This is a genomic window from Mesorhizobium sp. WSM4808 (genome assembly GCF_055811675.1).
In genome coordinates, this window is record NZ_JBVVQX010000025.1 from 13,033 (window position 1) to 27,800 (window position 14,768).

The 14,768-nt window shown below is 59.0% G+C and carries 15 protein-coding genes; 6 read left to right on the forward strand and 9 right to left on the reverse strand.

The window, feature by feature from the left end; genetic code table 11:
- Positions 1 to 1,270: 1,270 nt before the first annotated feature.
- The 7 genes from AC0L2U_RS30490 to AC0L2U_RS30520 form a co-directional block, all read right to left on the reverse strand.
- Positions 1,271 to 3,109 (reverse strand): secretin N-terminal domain-containing protein, encoded by a 1,839-nt coding sequence (locus tag AC0L2U_RS30490; protein WP_473603132.1) that lies wholly within the window; start codon positions 3,107 to 3,109, stop codon positions 1,271 to 1,273.
- A gap of 337 nt (positions 3,110 to 3,446) precedes the next feature.
- The gene (locus AC0L2U_RS30495) at positions 3,447 to 3,986 is read right to left on the reverse strand and encodes a hypothetical protein (protein ID WP_473603133.1); all 540 of its coding nucleotides are present in this window, start codon (positions 3,984 to 3,986) and stop codon (positions 3,447 to 3,449) included.
- A 36-nt stretch (positions 3,987 to 4,022) separates the two neighbouring features.
- Positions 4,023 to 4,898, reverse strand: a complete 876-nt coding sequence (locus AC0L2U_RS30500) for a hypothetical protein (protein ID WP_473603134.1) — start codon at positions 4,896 to 4,898, stop codon at positions 4,023 to 4,025.
- A 48-nt stretch (positions 4,899 to 4,946) separates the two neighbouring features.
- Positions 4,947 to 5,963, reverse strand: a complete 1,017-nt coding sequence (gene sctE / locus AC0L2U_RS30505) for a type III secretion system translocon subunit SseC family protein (protein ID WP_473603135.1) — start codon at positions 5,961 to 5,963, stop codon at positions 4,947 to 4,949.
- Positions 5,956 to 6,450: a SycD/LcrH family type III secretion system chaperone gene (locus tag AC0L2U_RS30510; RefSeq protein ID WP_473603136.1), complete on the reverse strand. Its 495-nt coding sequence runs from the start codon at positions 6,448 to 6,450 to the stop codon at positions 5,956 to 5,958. Before AC0L2U_RS30510 ends, sctE begins: the two co-directional genes overlap by 8 nt.
- Before the next feature lie 46 nt (positions 6,451 to 6,496).
- A complete protein-coding gene (locus AC0L2U_RS30515; protein WP_473603137.1) occupies positions 6,497 to 7,282 on the reverse strand; it encodes a type III secretion system chaperone in 786 nt (261 codons plus the stop codon).
- 581 nt (positions 7,283 to 7,863) lie between these two features.
- Entirely contained in the window at positions 7,864 to 8,208 is a 345-nt protein-coding gene (locus AC0L2U_RS30520) for a hypothetical protein (RefSeq protein WP_473564560.1), read from the reverse strand.
- A gap of 17 nt (positions 8,209 to 8,225) precedes the next feature.
- Between AC0L2U_RS30520 and sctI the strand changes: the two genes are divergently transcribed.
- Genes sctI through AC0L2U_RS30540 form a run of 4 tightly spaced genes read left to right on the forward strand, consistent with a single transcriptional unit; the run spans position 8,226 to position 10,778 of the window.
- Entirely contained in the window at positions 8,226 to 8,639 is a 414-nt protein-coding gene (gene sctI, locus AC0L2U_RS30525) for a type III secretion system inner rod subunit SctI (protein ID WP_473603138.1), read from the forward strand.
- Positions 8,640 to 8,662: 23 nt separating this feature from the next.
- Positions 8,663 to 9,427, forward strand: coding sequence for a type III secretion system inner membrane ring lipoprotein SctJ (gene sctJ / locus AC0L2U_RS30530; protein ID WP_473603139.1), 765 nt, complete (start codon positions 8,663 to 8,665; stop codon positions 9,425 to 9,427).
- 11 nt (positions 9,428 to 9,438) lie between these two features.
- Positions 9,439 to 10,146 (forward strand): hypothetical protein, encoded by a 708-nt coding sequence (locus AC0L2U_RS30535; protein ID WP_473603140.1) that lies wholly within the window; start codon positions 9,439 to 9,441, stop codon positions 10,144 to 10,146.
- The gene (locus AC0L2U_RS30540; RefSeq protein ID WP_473603141.1) at positions 10,125 to 10,778 is read left to right on the forward strand and encodes a FliH/SctL family protein; all 654 of its coding nucleotides are present in this window, start codon (positions 10,125 to 10,127) and stop codon (positions 10,776 to 10,778) included. The genes AC0L2U_RS30535 and AC0L2U_RS30540 overlap by 22 nt, the downstream gene beginning before the upstream one ends.
- Here AC0L2U_RS30540 and AC0L2U_RS30545 read toward each other — a convergent pair.
- Positions 10,760 to 10,933, reverse strand: coding sequence for a hypothetical protein (locus AC0L2U_RS30545; protein ID WP_473603160.1), 174 nt, complete (start codon positions 10,931 to 10,933; stop codon positions 10,760 to 10,762). The genes AC0L2U_RS30540 and AC0L2U_RS30545 overlap by 19 nt on opposite strands.
- On the opposite strand from AC0L2U_RS30545, the gene sctN reads away from it, so the two are divergent.
- Positions 10,886 to 12,151, forward strand: a complete 1,266-nt coding sequence (gene sctN, locus AC0L2U_RS30550; protein ID WP_473603142.1) for a type III secretion system ATPase SctN — start codon at positions 10,886 to 10,888, stop codon at positions 12,149 to 12,151. The two genes, AC0L2U_RS30545 and sctN, sit on opposite strands and share 48 nt — an antisense overlap.
- Positions 12,148 to 12,810 carry a type III secretion system stalk subunit SctO gene (sctO, locus tag AC0L2U_RS30555; protein ID WP_473603143.1) on the forward strand — a complete coding sequence of 221 codons (663 nt, stop codon included), beginning with the start codon at positions 12,148 to 12,150 and terminating at the stop codon, positions 12,808 to 12,810. The genes sctN and sctO overlap by 4 nt, the downstream gene beginning before the upstream one ends.
- Before the next feature lie 56 nt (positions 12,811 to 12,866).
- Here sctO and AC0L2U_RS30560 read toward each other — a convergent pair whose 3' ends face one another.
- Positions 12,867 to 14,681, reverse strand: coding sequence for a hypothetical protein (locus tag AC0L2U_RS30560; protein ID WP_473603144.1), 1,815 nt, complete (start codon positions 14,679 to 14,681; stop codon positions 12,867 to 12,869).
- Positions 14,682 to 14,768 lie beyond the last annotated feature (87 nt).

Consider the following 14,768-nt stretch of genomic DNA (forward strand, 5'->3'; position numbering starts at 1 on the left):
ACTTTATTGTGTGCAAGGCCGCTGCTGATGAACCTGTGCCGAAGACATCCGGTTACCTCGCGGAATGTCGGTGGCATCTTTTCTCCGTCCGAAAGCGGACAGCCGAATGCCAACGGATTTGTAGCAACGTTTATCGCGGCTCCATAAATCATGTCGAATATTCTGCACGAAAAGCAGAATCGCACATGGTTCACGATTAACGCTACGCCCTATCAATATATTTGGCCAGCCTCCTTTCTGCCGGGGGCGTGCAGCGTTTTCGATCGAGGAAGCTGAGCAAGCCATTGGGTGTGTCGCGCGGGGCTTTCCTCAACGCTGCTAAGCGCCTGCAGCGCCGGAAACTACCGGTGCGCGAAAATCGATGAGGAGAGTGAAACAGACGGGAGCGCTTAGCTTTCGTATTTCCAGATAATCCGCCGACTCGGCTGGCCAAGCCGGCCGACTTCCGCGCGGTGATCGTCCGACACCGGCGTGCAGGAGAAGGCGATCATCTCTCTGCCGCTGTCGCTGGCCCGCCGCGTTAGGGACCAGCGCCAGCGTGAACGCGGCAGGAAGGTCTACTCCCTGCATGCTCCCGAGGTCGACTGCATCGGCAGGTGGCGAGGCCCACAAGCCCTATGAATTCGACGTCAAGGTCTCGGTCGCCCCGCCGCTGTATCGCAGCCGCGACGGCCAGTTCGTCGCCCATATCACGGTGCTGCGGGCACTCCCTGTGACGGCCACTCGCTGGCCACCATTCTTTCCCGCATCGAGAACTCGATCGGCGCCAACCTCGCCAAAATGGCCGCCGATGCGGCGATCGCGGCCACAACGCCCCGAAGGATAAGGTCGATGTCGCCGGCTACAAGCGCGGCCTCACCAAGGCCGTTAAACGGGCGCTACAACGCCAGGCCGCCGTCGAACCCGTCATCTCAAGAACGACCACTGCTTGGGCCGCAACTTTTGGGCCTTGTCACAGGGCGATGCCAACAACGCCGGTGCTTGCCGCCGTCGACTACAACTTCAGCCTCCTGCTCAATTGGCTGAGGCTATTGTGCGCCTGGTTCCTGGGAATGCTCACAACCCTCCTAACGCCACCACTCTGGCCGCTATCAGCCTGAATTCCCTCCCTCAGTGGGGACAAAGCGCTTCAACGCAGATCACTTTCACGGTTGACGCGAAAACGGCTTTCTTCACGGACGACTACACAGTTTCTAAATCAGCTGCGGCAACACGGCTTCGCCCCACAATCCAGCACCCGAGCCAATGAAAAAACCACCGCCGGCCCACGTCAGCCGCTCCCATTTCGCTGTCTGCCCGACGGTTGCGGCTGAGCTGACGGCGTTAGCCGGCGGCCCATATCGGGGGCTAGCGACTCGAACTTTTCGCGCAGCTCCTCCGTCAGCGCCCTTGCTTCTGCGTCACTGTCAACCACCCGCGGGTTAAGCAATATCAAAAGCTCAGTTCGTTCCTTGGCGAATTCGGTGCTGCCGAACAGTCCGCCCAAAAGCGGAATGTCCTTCAGCACAGGAACCCCAGAATTGGCTTGGTTAGTGCTATCTTGCATCAATCCGCCGATTGCGATCGTGTCGCCGTTTCGGGTCAATACGGTACTCTGGAGGCGGCGCACCGAGATTACTGGGGATTGAACATTGGTAAGCGTGTTCCTGTTGCCGGTGCTGACCTCCTGAAACGTGTCGAGTGTTATACTACCACCGGCACCGATTCTGGGCGTAACAGCCAAGATCACCCCTGTGTCGCGCATCTCGACGTCGCTCACGATCGGTGAGTTCTCGCTTACGGTGGATTGCGATGATCGGACGAGGATCGGGACCTGATCGCCCACCTGGATCGTGGCGGTTTGATTGTCGACCGCAAGAATGCGCGGCGCGGAGACAACCTTGACCTCTCCAAGCGCGCTTAGCCCATGTAACACAATGTTGAGGTCCGTCCCGGGAAACACATAGGATAGACCGCTTGGAACTGCGCCCAGGCCCCTAGTGGAGAGAAGATAGTCCACGCCGTAGCGCAGACTGTCATTCAGCCGCACCTCGGCGATGATGGCTTGGATGAGAACCTGCCGAGGCCTCACGTCGAGTTGACGGATCGCGGCCTCAACGATCTTGTAGTCGTGCGGTGCTGCGAGTACTACGAGTGCGTTCCGTCCGGGGTCCGCCTGGATCTGCACCGGCGCCGAGAGGCCAAGACGGTTCGCTGACATCACCGGTTCCTCCACTGAATGCGTTCTCGAGGGGGTCGCATCTGGCATTTCGGCCGGCAGACCTGGCGCATTGACCGGCAGGCTGGCTTGATTGGATACGCCACTTCCCAGCGATAAGTTGCCGAACATTCCCGCGGGCTGTGCAGGCGGGACAGCACTGGGCGCCTCAGCGACGAAAGTTTGCGCCAGCACATGCGCCGTTTCCGTAGCCCGCCGGTAGAGCAGTGGACGCACGTGAATGTTTGCAGTCGCCTCCGACGCACTATCCAGTTTAGCGATCGCCTGGCGGACTTGCTTGAGAGCTGCAGGATTTTCTGCCACAACGAGGATACCATTCAGTCGCTCTAGCGCCGCAAATTGGATAAGCTCTCTCTCTTGGCCATTTTGCGTAAACAACAGACTGAGTTCTCGCTCAATTTCGGCCGGGCTCGCTTGAAACAGCGTATACAGCGCGAATGACTTGTGAAGCATGGCGTCGGTATCAAAGAGGTCGACCAGTTCCCGCACAGAACTCAGCGATCCGGGAGGGCCACTGACAACAATGCCTCTCCCTCCGGGCGCTAGCGTGAGACGCACACCCTCCTGCAAGTTCGGTCGGACTACCCCGATGACCTCAGCCGGGTCAACATACCGCACCGGAATAACTTGTACGCTGCTCTGGATGCCGCCCGCGAGGTCAGCCAAGCGCCCCACCCGCACTCCTTGATCATCCGCAGCCAGTCCATAGCCGTGCGGTGCAAGGGCTTTGTCCAGAAGCCGCGGCACCTCACTCGCGGGCACCTGGCGAGCTGTATGAAGGGTCATTCTCCCTCCAACGCCAGGATCGATCACAACGGCCATGCTCATGATATCACCTACGATATCCTGCACCACCTGGCGAATGTCGGCATTCGCATAGTCAAGGCTCACCCGCCTGCTATCCGACACCACCGGCAGCTTCCGCTCCCCTGTGATTGCCACTGGCTGGGCTTGCCTCTGCCCAAGCACTTCAAAGCCGTTAGTCTGCGGTTCCCGACGTTTTCGCAAAGAGGCGAAGTCAGGCGGGACGAAAAGCGGCCTATTCAGCAAAACCCCGCGCTCGGCAGTCGCACCACTGCCGTTGCACCCCCCTAAAGGTGACAGCAACCAGAAGAGGCAAAGAAATACAGTAGTTCTGCCTGCAATAGCCAGATGCTCATCCTTTTAGGTGACAAACTACAATGCCGCTAGATTCCCAGGCCAGGAGCCTCAGCCTTGCATCCGCTCTTTACCTGATATTGGCGATTATGTTCTCTTTGGCTTTGCCAGACTTGCCCAACAAATTGGTCGCCAACTCAAGACAATGCTTTACCTTGTCCATCAAGGACTGCAGGCGGATCAAATCCAGCTGCGACTCGCTATTTACCGAATCGATGCGCGCTTTGAGATTCGAGACGGCAGCATCGAACTCCGACTGAATGCCGGCGGCATCGTTTCCGAACTGCTCGATTGGGATGCCGTTTTCGAGCATCCACTGATGGACCTCTTGGGTCTTGCCCTGCCCGTCGACAAATGTGCCATAATTTGTGAGTGCCTTGTCGTCAGGCGGCCGGTTGGCGCGTAGCGCGGCGAGAGCGGAGTTAGCAGTTGTCAGCCAATCGGTTCGCTTCCGCATCTCGTCGAATTCGTCTCTAACTTGATTCTCGAGACAATAATATCGCTCGATCTGGAGTAGCAGTGCCAACCCGTCCAAGCTGCCCCCACTCCCGAAATTATCGGACACGTCGCGATAAAGCTGAGTTGAGAGGCTCACGTATGAGATTGTCACTGACCTTTTCCTTTGTAGATCTAACTTGTCCTGCTCTCATCCCATATTGGCGATCCTGCTCCTCGTTTCAGCGTCCGCGCGTCTCATGTCGGAAAACTTTTCCTGAATATCCTGGATCATCTTTCCATATACCAATTTGAATTCAGTTTCGTCCTCGGCGCGAGAGCGCATCTTGGTACCCTCCGCTTCCAGATTTGCCTTTTTCTCCTGCTCACTGGTTGCCCCCATTTTGAAGATGGCACCTGGGATCTTACCGAACTCGGTCATGCCCGTGGCGAGGCCGCTCCAGGTCATGGTGGTCTGTTGGGCGACCTGCTGGGCTATGTGGATCCCAGTCAGGTCAAAGGAGGGCGGCTGGCTAACCTCCGGAGATTGTTCTACGGCCAGCTTAGTATCAGCCCGAAAACCCGTTTCGTGGCTGAGCTCATCGAAGCGAGTCTGTGCTTTGCTCGCGCCCATAATACCCAGGCTCGCACCGACTATCCCGAAGGCAGAGATTGTGAGCGTGCTGAGCAGATCAAATTCTCCAGCAGCGCGGAGCGCCTTGGCAGCAGCTTCCTGTGCGGCAATATCGCAGTCACGCGCGGCCTGCCGGTCCAGTCTTGCAGATTCCCGGAACTTCAAATTGAGGCTGTGCAGCAACTGAAAAACTAGATATGTATCGACCGAGGCGAGCCGTGCTCCCAGAGCGGTTTCGGCACCAATGTTTTGGGCGACGCTGTCTGCCAGCATTGGCGAACCGCTCAATGTCAGCTTGGAAAGATCGGCTGGTGTTGTTGTCAGTTCGCCGTAGCTAACTCCCATGCCACTAGACGTCACGGGCATAGGCAAAATGGGCCGATGTTCATCCAAATCGCCGTCCGGCAGACGAGGGCCGCGACTGTCGGTTGCTTGTACGGCGGTGTGTAGCATGCATACTCTCCTAGCGCTTTGGTAGATTTGGACAGCTATTATCGCTCGTCAGCCGATGTGCCGTATGACGGTTGACGCGGATCGACTCTGCTCCTCGATGACTTCGACAACTCTTTGCGTCATGGTCTTGACGCCGAGGACCAATTCCTGGATGTGGGCCATTTCGTCCTCTTGAAGCCGGGCCAGCTTAGCGAGGAATTTCCTCATATCCAGCGTCTCCGCCTTGACGTCCGTCGCCTGCTTCTTGATTATTCCGCTTGCAGCCCCTGCTAAGAACTCGGCTACTGAAGCAGTACCTTCGCCCGCCCAAGCCGCTGTCGCAACGCGCTGACTTGCCATAGCGATCTTCGCCACCTTATCGCCCTGGCTTGTGATCTTCGTGGCAATGCTGGTCACCGCATTCCACCCACCAGACACGGCACCGGCACCCAAGCTTGCCAGCGCAGAAGCAAGGAAGATGAAAGCCGTAATGACAGTGGCCCAAGACTCGGCCTGACCCTGCGCCATCCCCAGGTCTTCGATCAGGCTCTTCGCAATGGCCTGCGTCATCTTTTCGACGACCCCTGTCTCGGTCAGGATCCCCACGGTCACTGCCACTGCTGCGGCCGCAAAGGCGAAACCCCCGCCGGTGAACGCTGCCGCTACCACCGACAGCGCGACCGCAATCCATCCAAATATCCTCATGGCGGCCGAACTCTTCTTCGCTTCCCTCAACTTCTCCGCCGCATCGACAATTTTTCGGGCGATTTTCTCGTTCTCCTGCTTCTGCAGTTCACCCCGGAGCCGCACATCCTCCATACCCGCGGCAGCCTGGGCGTCGGCCATCTTTATCTTGAGGGCTAGAAACTTCGTGGCCAGTTCCATCGCGTCAAAGGCCCGTGGTGGGGGCAACATTGGCGCCGCATCCATCACCGGAGCACCGACATACACTGGCGGCAGCGCATGTTCTGCGCCCGATTTGCTGGAACCGACCGAAAAATTGCGGTTGGGTGCGTCGATCTTAGTTGACACCGTGGGTTTAAGTCGCATTCCAGCGATCGGTTCCGTTATGCTCACCTTATGCATCGCAGGCTCCTTTACACGCTGCTTCGGACCTGAGCTGGCGCAGCATCAGCGACGCGCGCTGAGCCAAAGCCTTATGCTGCGGCTTTCCACCGCTAAGCTCCAATACACTCTCAAGCGCGCTCACAGCGGCCGCCCGCTGGCCGAGCTTGATGAGGCATTTCGCAGCGCGAAGCGGAATCTGCGGATCCTCCCCATTCAGCAGCGCAGCCAGCCCATATGCACGCACGGCATTTGCCGCTTCGCCGGACATTTGACTGGCAGCACCCAATCCGAACCAAAATCTCGAGTCCATGTACCGGTGCATACAGAGAAAACGAAAGAAGATCAGGGCATCGCCATATCTACCAGAGGAATAGAACCGATGGCCGAGCGCGTAGACTGCCTCGAGTTCGTCATCCGTCATCCCAATGACAGCGGCCAAATCGGTACGCCCTGCGATGATTTCTTCGGTAAGCCGCGCTAGCCGGCCGGCCTCAGTAATGTCCACTTCGCCACTGCCCCTTACTAGCCTCTCTACCTTCTGCATCGCCGCCTTAGACCCACTGCCGTACTGGTTTGACGCGCGGCGCACGTACTGGCTGCAGATTGGACGTGAGAGTCATGCTATGGCTCAGAACCGCCTGCCGCTCACATGTGTACGCTTGCTGAAAACTCTCGTCTTGAGCCTTAACAAATGCGGAAAGGGCATCGCCGGTCATGGCATAGTCGCCCAAGAGCTCAGCTTGGCGGTCGAGTTGTTCCCGCCCTTTTCTCAAGAAGCTCTCCACCTGCGCGATCGTTTGCCGCGCACTCATCATCGTCCCGTCCAGATCTTTGCCATCCATACGTCCACGCGTGGACTCGCAAGCGTTGTGGCAACTGACATCGGGTCCGCGCGCGCAGTTTTGATCCTTGGAGAGCAGCGACTCGTTGATTTTGCGATGGCGGTGGCAAATTCCATTCCAATAAATCGCTGCGTCGCAAAATGACGCCATTTGTTTGCTTACAACCGCCCGATCGCAATCGACGTGATCAATGTCAGCCCAAAGCAGCAGAGCACCGCCTCGATCGGCACAGAGCGCCACCGGGACAGAAACACAGTAGAGCAGGTTCTCTCCGAGCAAGTCACGGATCTCCAGTTCATTATCCGGCACTGTCTTTGCAATCCTGCTGGTTAATCGCACTGATCTTTCGCCTGTCGCCTCCATGACGATCCCGACACCGTCGACCGTGAGCTCAATGCGCTTCACAGCCACGGACAAGGCGCAAGGAAGATCTGAATTCATCAACAGAGACCCCAAAGCCACTGCCAGGACATCGTCTGCCAATGCTGGTGCCACCCTCGCTTTCCCTTCTTCCTCAAGCCGGGAGCCTTGCCCATACGGCTTGATGGCGTCTGCGTCCCCGGTTCCCAAAGCCCTTGAAACGCCAGAGGCCACCGGTATCTCTGACCAAATACCCAAAATAAAATAGAACGACCAATATTATTTGGATATGTATATATCAGCAGGCATGATGGCATTGGAGCATCAACTGATATGAATAGGACGAACACGCTCTCGTATATCCAAAAGGTATGGACACATATCGCCTTTCTATTTGCGCTTGAGACTCTATTGAACAACATTGGCATGAGAAACACCATGTCTTCCAGCGTGCCAAGTCGGTCGGCAAAATCCTTTGTTGACGTGGGCTGTCGCGTCTGGATAGCGCCCGGGTGCAAATTGAGGATGAAAGCGGAATGCCGGTCATTGCGGGAGCGATTTGAAGAAGCTGTGGTCGCGTTCAAATCGGTCCGTAGCAGATGGCATGGTCATCGGAAGATGACGCGCGTCTCAGCCAGAGAAGGGAAATTCGATATACGATGTCTCGTTCGTGTACATCTGTGCCCTCCGAGAGTCGCACTGAAATGGGGGGCGGCTTACGGCGCAATCTTGCCGAAGCGGCATTCTTGGCTTGCATTTCGAACGACGTAGTGCGGGCCAGGCGAATTGCGAAAGGACTTGACGCTCTTGCGCCGGGCAGCAGGGAGTCCGTTATCGCTTACGCCGTTGCGGATCTGACGGTAGGAGATATCGAGGCAGCGCTGGAGCAACTCCGTCCGCTTTCGGAAACCAACGACGCATATGGGTTGGCGTTCAGCGCGCTGGCTCTCCATCTGGCCAGACGGCTCAGCGAGCGCGATGCCGTACTCAGGCTGGTTCCGGGTGGAGAACCCGATGTGGATGGACTCGTCGCCGCTATTGGCAAGAATTCGATTGGACATGTGAAGAGGGACTTCTGGTGACCGTGAACAGCATCAGCCCAGCGGCGTTGACATCCGTTTTGCCAACGGACACTGCATTCGTATCGGAAATATCGACTGAACCCCTGGACCCATTTCGCGCCGAATTCAATCGGCCCGAATTGCCGCCAAAACATGAAAGGTCTGCGATCGACCAGTCGACCCAAGTGGCGCGTGGATCTGGCGTCGCCCGCACGCCGGGAGACGTCATCCTCAGCAGCATGGAGAAGCTAAGCGCCCGCTTTACCCACGCCATCGAAGCCACTCGTAGCACAGCGGGTATGGAAGAAATCCACTCAGGCGATTGGCTGAACGCACAGCTTGAGATTTCAGTTTTGTCCATACAGTGCGACTTAACAGCCAAGGTGGTCGGCAAAGCCACACAAAGCCTGGATACTTTCCTGAAAAACTGAATGATCTGAGCTGGTGGACGGGTGTGACCTTCGTATCGAAGTGGCTGTCGGCAATTCTCTTGTTGTTGACGCTGGGGAGCTGCGAATCGAAGCTCGAGCTGTACCGCAACCTTCCAGCGCAGGAAGCGAACGAAATGCTCGCACTGCTCATGAGTCAAGGCATCTATGCCGAAAAAACGACGGACAACAGCGGCACTGCCACGTTGTCAGTAGATATTAAGGATGTTCCCACAGCCATGCAACTGTTGAACGGCGCCGGACTGCCACACGACCTCTACGCCGATATGGGCAGTCTTTTCAAGAAAGAAGGTATGATCTCATCGCCAACAGAAGAACGCGTGCGCTACATTTATGGCATCACACAGGAGCTGTCGCGGACACTGTCTATCTTCGATGGTGTGCTCAATGCCCGGGTCCATGTGGTGTTGTCACCCGACGAGACGAGTGACGATCGACACCCCGCCGTCCCGTCGAGCGCTGCCGTGCTTGTCCGTTACGCATCCGGCACTACCGTCAATCAGATGGTACCGAAAATCAAGGAGCTCGTCGCAAACAGCCTGGAAGCCCTATCCTATGAAAGGGTCTCCGTCGTGCTCGTAGAAGCAAGTCAGGATAAGCCTTTATTGCGTTCCGTCGATAGAACAGCCGTCGTCACGACGGAGGGTGGCGCAGCCCATCTGGTGATCGGGCTTGTATGCGTAATAGCGGTGTCGCTGTTCGGCAATGGCGTCCTCGGGTTCCTGCTATGGCGTCGCCTCCGTCAGATATCCGCCTTAGCGGCTCAATGAGACTAGCCGAATTGAACGAATCAGCAGTGATCGCCGGGACAGCAGCAGTGTCGGATGTATGGCTTGAAGCACCGTGGGCGAGAGCCGTGATGTGCTGCATTGCCGATCCTGCCGCTGATCTCGATTTTACAATGGCGCATGGTTGGCCCGAATGGATGCCGCTGGATAACGTTCTGATAGACCCGTTCACGCGTCTTAAGCTTGGACGCTGGCTCCTTCGTGGCCAAACTGATGAACCGTCCGCCATCATTTCCGCCGCTGCCGTGCCACGAAACCGGCTCTCGTTCCTCCCCGCCCCGGACGCCGTGCGCCTTATGAGCCTGGCCGGCGCCTGGGTGGGTGCACCCGGCCTTACAGGACTTCTTCGGACGACCGATATCACAGCGGTTCGCGCGGCTCTCGGCGAAGAAGCCGTCGCATTCGCTTCGCAAGCCACACTTTTACCGCGACCGACTCCCAAACTGATGTCGGCGCTTGGTGCTTCCGACATTCCGTCCGCGCCCAGCGCTTTGCTTCAATGCGGCGCAGCGATGTTCGGTCTGGCAATTGGTGGCATTCCGCAAATGCTGCGAACTCGGCTAGGCTTGCGCCGCCCCGCGCCAATCTGGGCGACGGCGGTTGAGAACTGTCGTGACGACAATGCTGGCGAGGACGCATTTCATGCGATGCGGCGCCTGGTCCGTAAGAGGATGCCGATATGGTCGCACTGGTTCAGCTGACCCCTGCATCGGCCGATATCCTCGGCCCTGGGCGAATCTTGCCGGCTGGGACCGCACAGGCACTGGTGGACGCCGAGCAAGTGCTTATTCAGGCACGGCGCGAAGCCTGTGCGCTCATCGACGCCGCGCGCGCATCCGCCCGAGCGATCGAGGTGAGGGCCAAAGAAGCTGGCCTGGCTGCAGCACAACCGGCAATCGAAGCCCGTTTGACCGCGATCGCTACGGAGTCTCTACGGATTATGGCGCAAAATGAGGAGCAGATCATCGATGTGGGTCTACAGATCGCGCGCCGGATCATCGACACTGTCGAGCCGGTGGAGGCGGCGGTGCAGATCGCTTTGCGCGGTATGAAATTCGCGGGCCACAGCTCGCTCGTCCGGCTACGCGTGGCACCGTCGCTGCTCGAAGCAGTCCGCAACCGGTTAGACGATATCCTCCCGACGGCGACATCGCGCGCCGTCGTCGACCTGATTGGCGACGCGCGCGTCACTGATGCCGGATGCATTCTTGAGACCGATGCCGGGCTGGTAGACGCCACGATCGAGAGCCAGCTTGCCGCGATCGAAAGTGGCCTGCGAAACGGCCTATCAGTCGCTGCAAAGCCAAACAATTGTCAAGTTCCAAAAGCATGAGTGATGTCCGAGCCGGCCGAGCCAACGAACGTGGTTTTCCCCCCGAGCAGGAAAACATCGATCGTTTCTTCCAGCGCGCAAAAAGGACCGTTGCACAGGCGTCGACGATGCGCGTCCGCGGCCGTGTGCTCTACATCGTTGGAACTGTAATCCATGCCATGGCGCCGGGTGCCCGCATTGGCGACCTTTGCACTCTCCGCAGTCCGGAGAGCGACTTCGAATTGTCGGCTGAAGTCGTCGGCGTGAAGTGCGATGTCGCCATTCTGACACCGCTCGGCGAAATGCAGGGCCTCTCCACGCTGACGGAAGTGATCCCAACGGGAAAGCCCCTCATGGTACCGTCCGGCTGGAACCTGCTCGGGCGCGTACTCGACGGTTTCGGCCGACCTTTGGACGCATCCACCAAGGGACCCTTGCTTCCGGAAGTCCGCGTGCCTGTCTATAGGGACGCACCGGATCCCTTGACCCGTCCGATCATCGACAAGGTTCTTGCTGTCGGCATACGGGCGATCGATGGTCTTCTCACGTGCGGCGAGGGACAGCGCATCGGCATTTTTGCCGCAGCAGGCGGGGGCAAGAGTACCCTGATCTCGATGCTGTTGCGAGGCGCGGCGGTCGACGTGATCGTGATAGCTTTGATCGGCGAGCGTGGCCGGGAGGTGCAAGAATTGATCCAACACGGTGTCAGTGCAAAGGCGCGATCGCGAGTGGTTTTGGTCGTTGCCAGTTCCGACCGCTCCGCAACGGAGCGGGCCAAGGCGGCCTATGTCGCCACGGCGATCGCCGAATGGTACCGCGACCAAGGACAGCGTGTGCTGCTGCTCATGGATTCAGTGACCCGTTTCGCGCGTGCGCTGAGGGAGATTGGTCTCGCGGCCGGCGAGCCGCCGACGCGGCGTGGTTTCCCGCCATCGGTTTTCGCTTCACTGCCGCGGCTTATGGAACGCGCCGGGAACAACGATCGGGGATCCATAACGGCCTTCTACACCGTGCTCGTGGAGGGCGATGATATGGCCGAACCGGTGGCCGATGAAACCCGGTCCATCCTTGATGGTCATATCGTGCTCTCACGCGCCCTGGCGATGTCGAACCACTATCCCGCCATCGACATTCTGGCTAGTATCAGCCGCGTCATGAGCGCTATCGTGTCCTCGGACCATGCGCGGTTGGCCGGCAAGCTGCGGCAGCTGATGGCTGAATATCAGGAGGTGGAACTGTTGGTACGCGTCGGCGAGTACCGGGCAGGAGCCGATCCGCTCACCGATGAAGCGATTGCAAGGATAGACCGCATACGAACCTTCTTGCGGCAGTCGACAAAGGAGCAGATCGGCTTCGACGCAATGCTCGATGGGCTTGCCGCGTGTCTGGCATGATACCCAAAGCTGTAGATCGCCTTTTCGCATTGAAAGAAATGCGGCGCCGCAACGCTGAGGATGCGCTGCGCCTGCGCCACGCGGCTCTCGACAGTGCTGTCGCGGCCGTCGGAACCGCCTTGACCGATCTTCACGGATGGCGCGAAGACCTCACCCGTCGCGAAGCCGCGCTATACGATCCGTTAATCGGGGAAGCCGCCGCTTTGATCGATCTCGAAGAAGTGAAGGCCAAGATGATCTCGCTGCGCGAACACGAGCAGCTGCTTCAAAAGGTGCTAGAAGAGGCTAGCGCAAAAGCCGGCCTGGCCCGGCAGGCACTTGAGGAGACATACAGCGCGGGCCATAAGGCCTGGCGCGAGGTCAGCAAAATCGAGGATCTCCTTCGGGCTCTGCGTACCAACGCCACACTGGAGGAGAATCACGCAGCGGATTTGGAATTGGATGATTTCACCCAGAGACGGAACAGTTTGGGTGGGAAGCAAAACGATAATCTCTGGGTGAACCTGCTTCGTATGTGCAGCGGCCATTCGTTATCAGGAACTGGCGGATCGCGATTCCGCGAAATCCCGGACAGCGATTCTGTGGTCGGTCTCGGTTGCGCTGTCCTGGCGTCGGCATCGCTCGCAAAGCTCGCCCGTAGGTCTGATCCAGCTGCGTAGATCGGCTCCAACTCATTCCAACACCGTTGAAAGCGGTCAGTAAGCCGTAATCTTGCTTATCGCCTAGGCAACAATGCTGCCAAGGCGCGAGCCCGATGGTCCGGGTGGGCGAGGCCGTCGGCAAGGGCAGCGATGCGCCCTTGTTGCTCGCGCGTAAGCTCTGCCACGCCTGCTCCCAGGCCTTCCACGGCCGCGGCGCGATGCTCTTGGTCCCCAAGCCCCGCGGCGAGGTCGACGAGAAGTGCCTGGAGATCGCTATAAAGCCCTGCCAGCCCCTCTCCGAAGCCCTGTAGCGCCGCAACGCGATCTGCGGGCTGGTCGAGTTCCCCCGCGAGGCGGACGAGACGGCGCTGGAGATCCCAGGCAAGCCCCGCCACGCCGGCTCCAAGGCCAACTAAAGCCGCGGCGCGATTCTCTTGGTCCTCAAGCCCCACGGCGAGCTCGACAAGACGCTCCTGGAGACCGCGATCAAGCCCTCCCACGCCTGTGCCGAGGCCTCGGAGGGCGAAGGCGCCATGCACTTGGTCAAGCCCCACGGCGAGCTTGACAAGACGCACCTGGAGACCGCGATCTAGCCCTCCCAGTCCTGTGCCGAAGCCTTGGAGGGCGAATGCGCCATGCACTTGGTCAAGCCCTTCGGCAAGCTTGACAAGGCGCTCCTGGAGATAGCGATCAAGCCACGCCACGCCTTTTGCCAGCCCCTGCACGGCCGCGGCGCAATTCTCTTGGTCCCCGAGCCCTGCGGCGAGGTCGACGAGACGCTCGTGGAGATCGCCATCAAGCCCCGCCACGCCTGCTGCTAGACCCTGCACGGCCGCGGCGCGATGCTCGTGGTCCCCAAGCCCTGCGGCAAGCTTGACAAGACGCTCCTGGAGATAGCGATCAAGCCCCGCCACGCCTGTTGCCAAACCCTGCACGGCCGCGGCGCAATGCTCTTGGTCCCCAAGCCCTGCGGCGAGGTCGACGAGACGCTCCTGGAGAACGCCATCAAGCCCAGCCAGGCCCTCTCCGAAGCCCCATAGTGCCAAGGCGCAATCTGCGGGCTCGTCGAGCTCCTCGGCAAGGGTGACGAGACGCGCTTGGAGAACGCGGTCAAGCCCTGCCACACCCGCTCCGAGGCCCTCCAGGGCCGAGGCGCGATGTGCGGACTGGTCGAGCAGGTCGGCGAGGTCGACGAGACGCCGCTGCAGGGGGAGCGCAAGCCCTCCTACGCCTTTTCCGAGGGCTCGCACGGCGGAAGTGCGCTCCCAAGGCGGGTCAAGTCTCTCGGCGAGGTGGACGAGAGCCTCCTGGAGATCGGGCTCGAGTCCTGCCAAGCCCGGTCCGATATCCATCAGGACCGAGTTGCGCTCATCGGGGTCATCAAGCCTCTGGACCAGCACGACGAGGCCCTCCTGCTGCGCCTTGGTGAGACAATTAAAGTGGGGCGCGAGTGATTGGATCACGCTGGGCTGCATGAGCGCGGCGAAGCGATCCGCGCCGGGCTCGTGACGGGTTAACCTCGCCCAGATGGCCTGAACCCGGATAGCCCTCTGACGCCTTTCTCGAGACGCGGGCAATAGGTGGGCGGCGTTACGCAGTTGGTGATTTGTCTGCGACATACTTAGCAGATCGATCGGGCTCAGCCGCTCAGCAATATCACCGAGCAGCTCCGGCTGCAGATGAAGGATACTGGTGTGCTGCATGCTGAGAGAGGAGGAAACGCTTGACGCTTGAGGATCAGAGCGCGCCTGCTTCACCATAGAACAGGACGATTGTCCGGATCCTTCGACCCCAACAGCCGGTCCGTCAGTAGAATCGTCCGTGATATTACGTTCGATGGGCCTAACCATCGAGATGGGCGCCTTGCCAAGTTCGTCAATGCTCCTCAATTCAGCTCCCTTGGCGACAAGCCATCCGTAATTGTCGCGCAGCGGCGATCTGTTGGCTGTGCAATATTGTGGCGAAATTCAGACCGC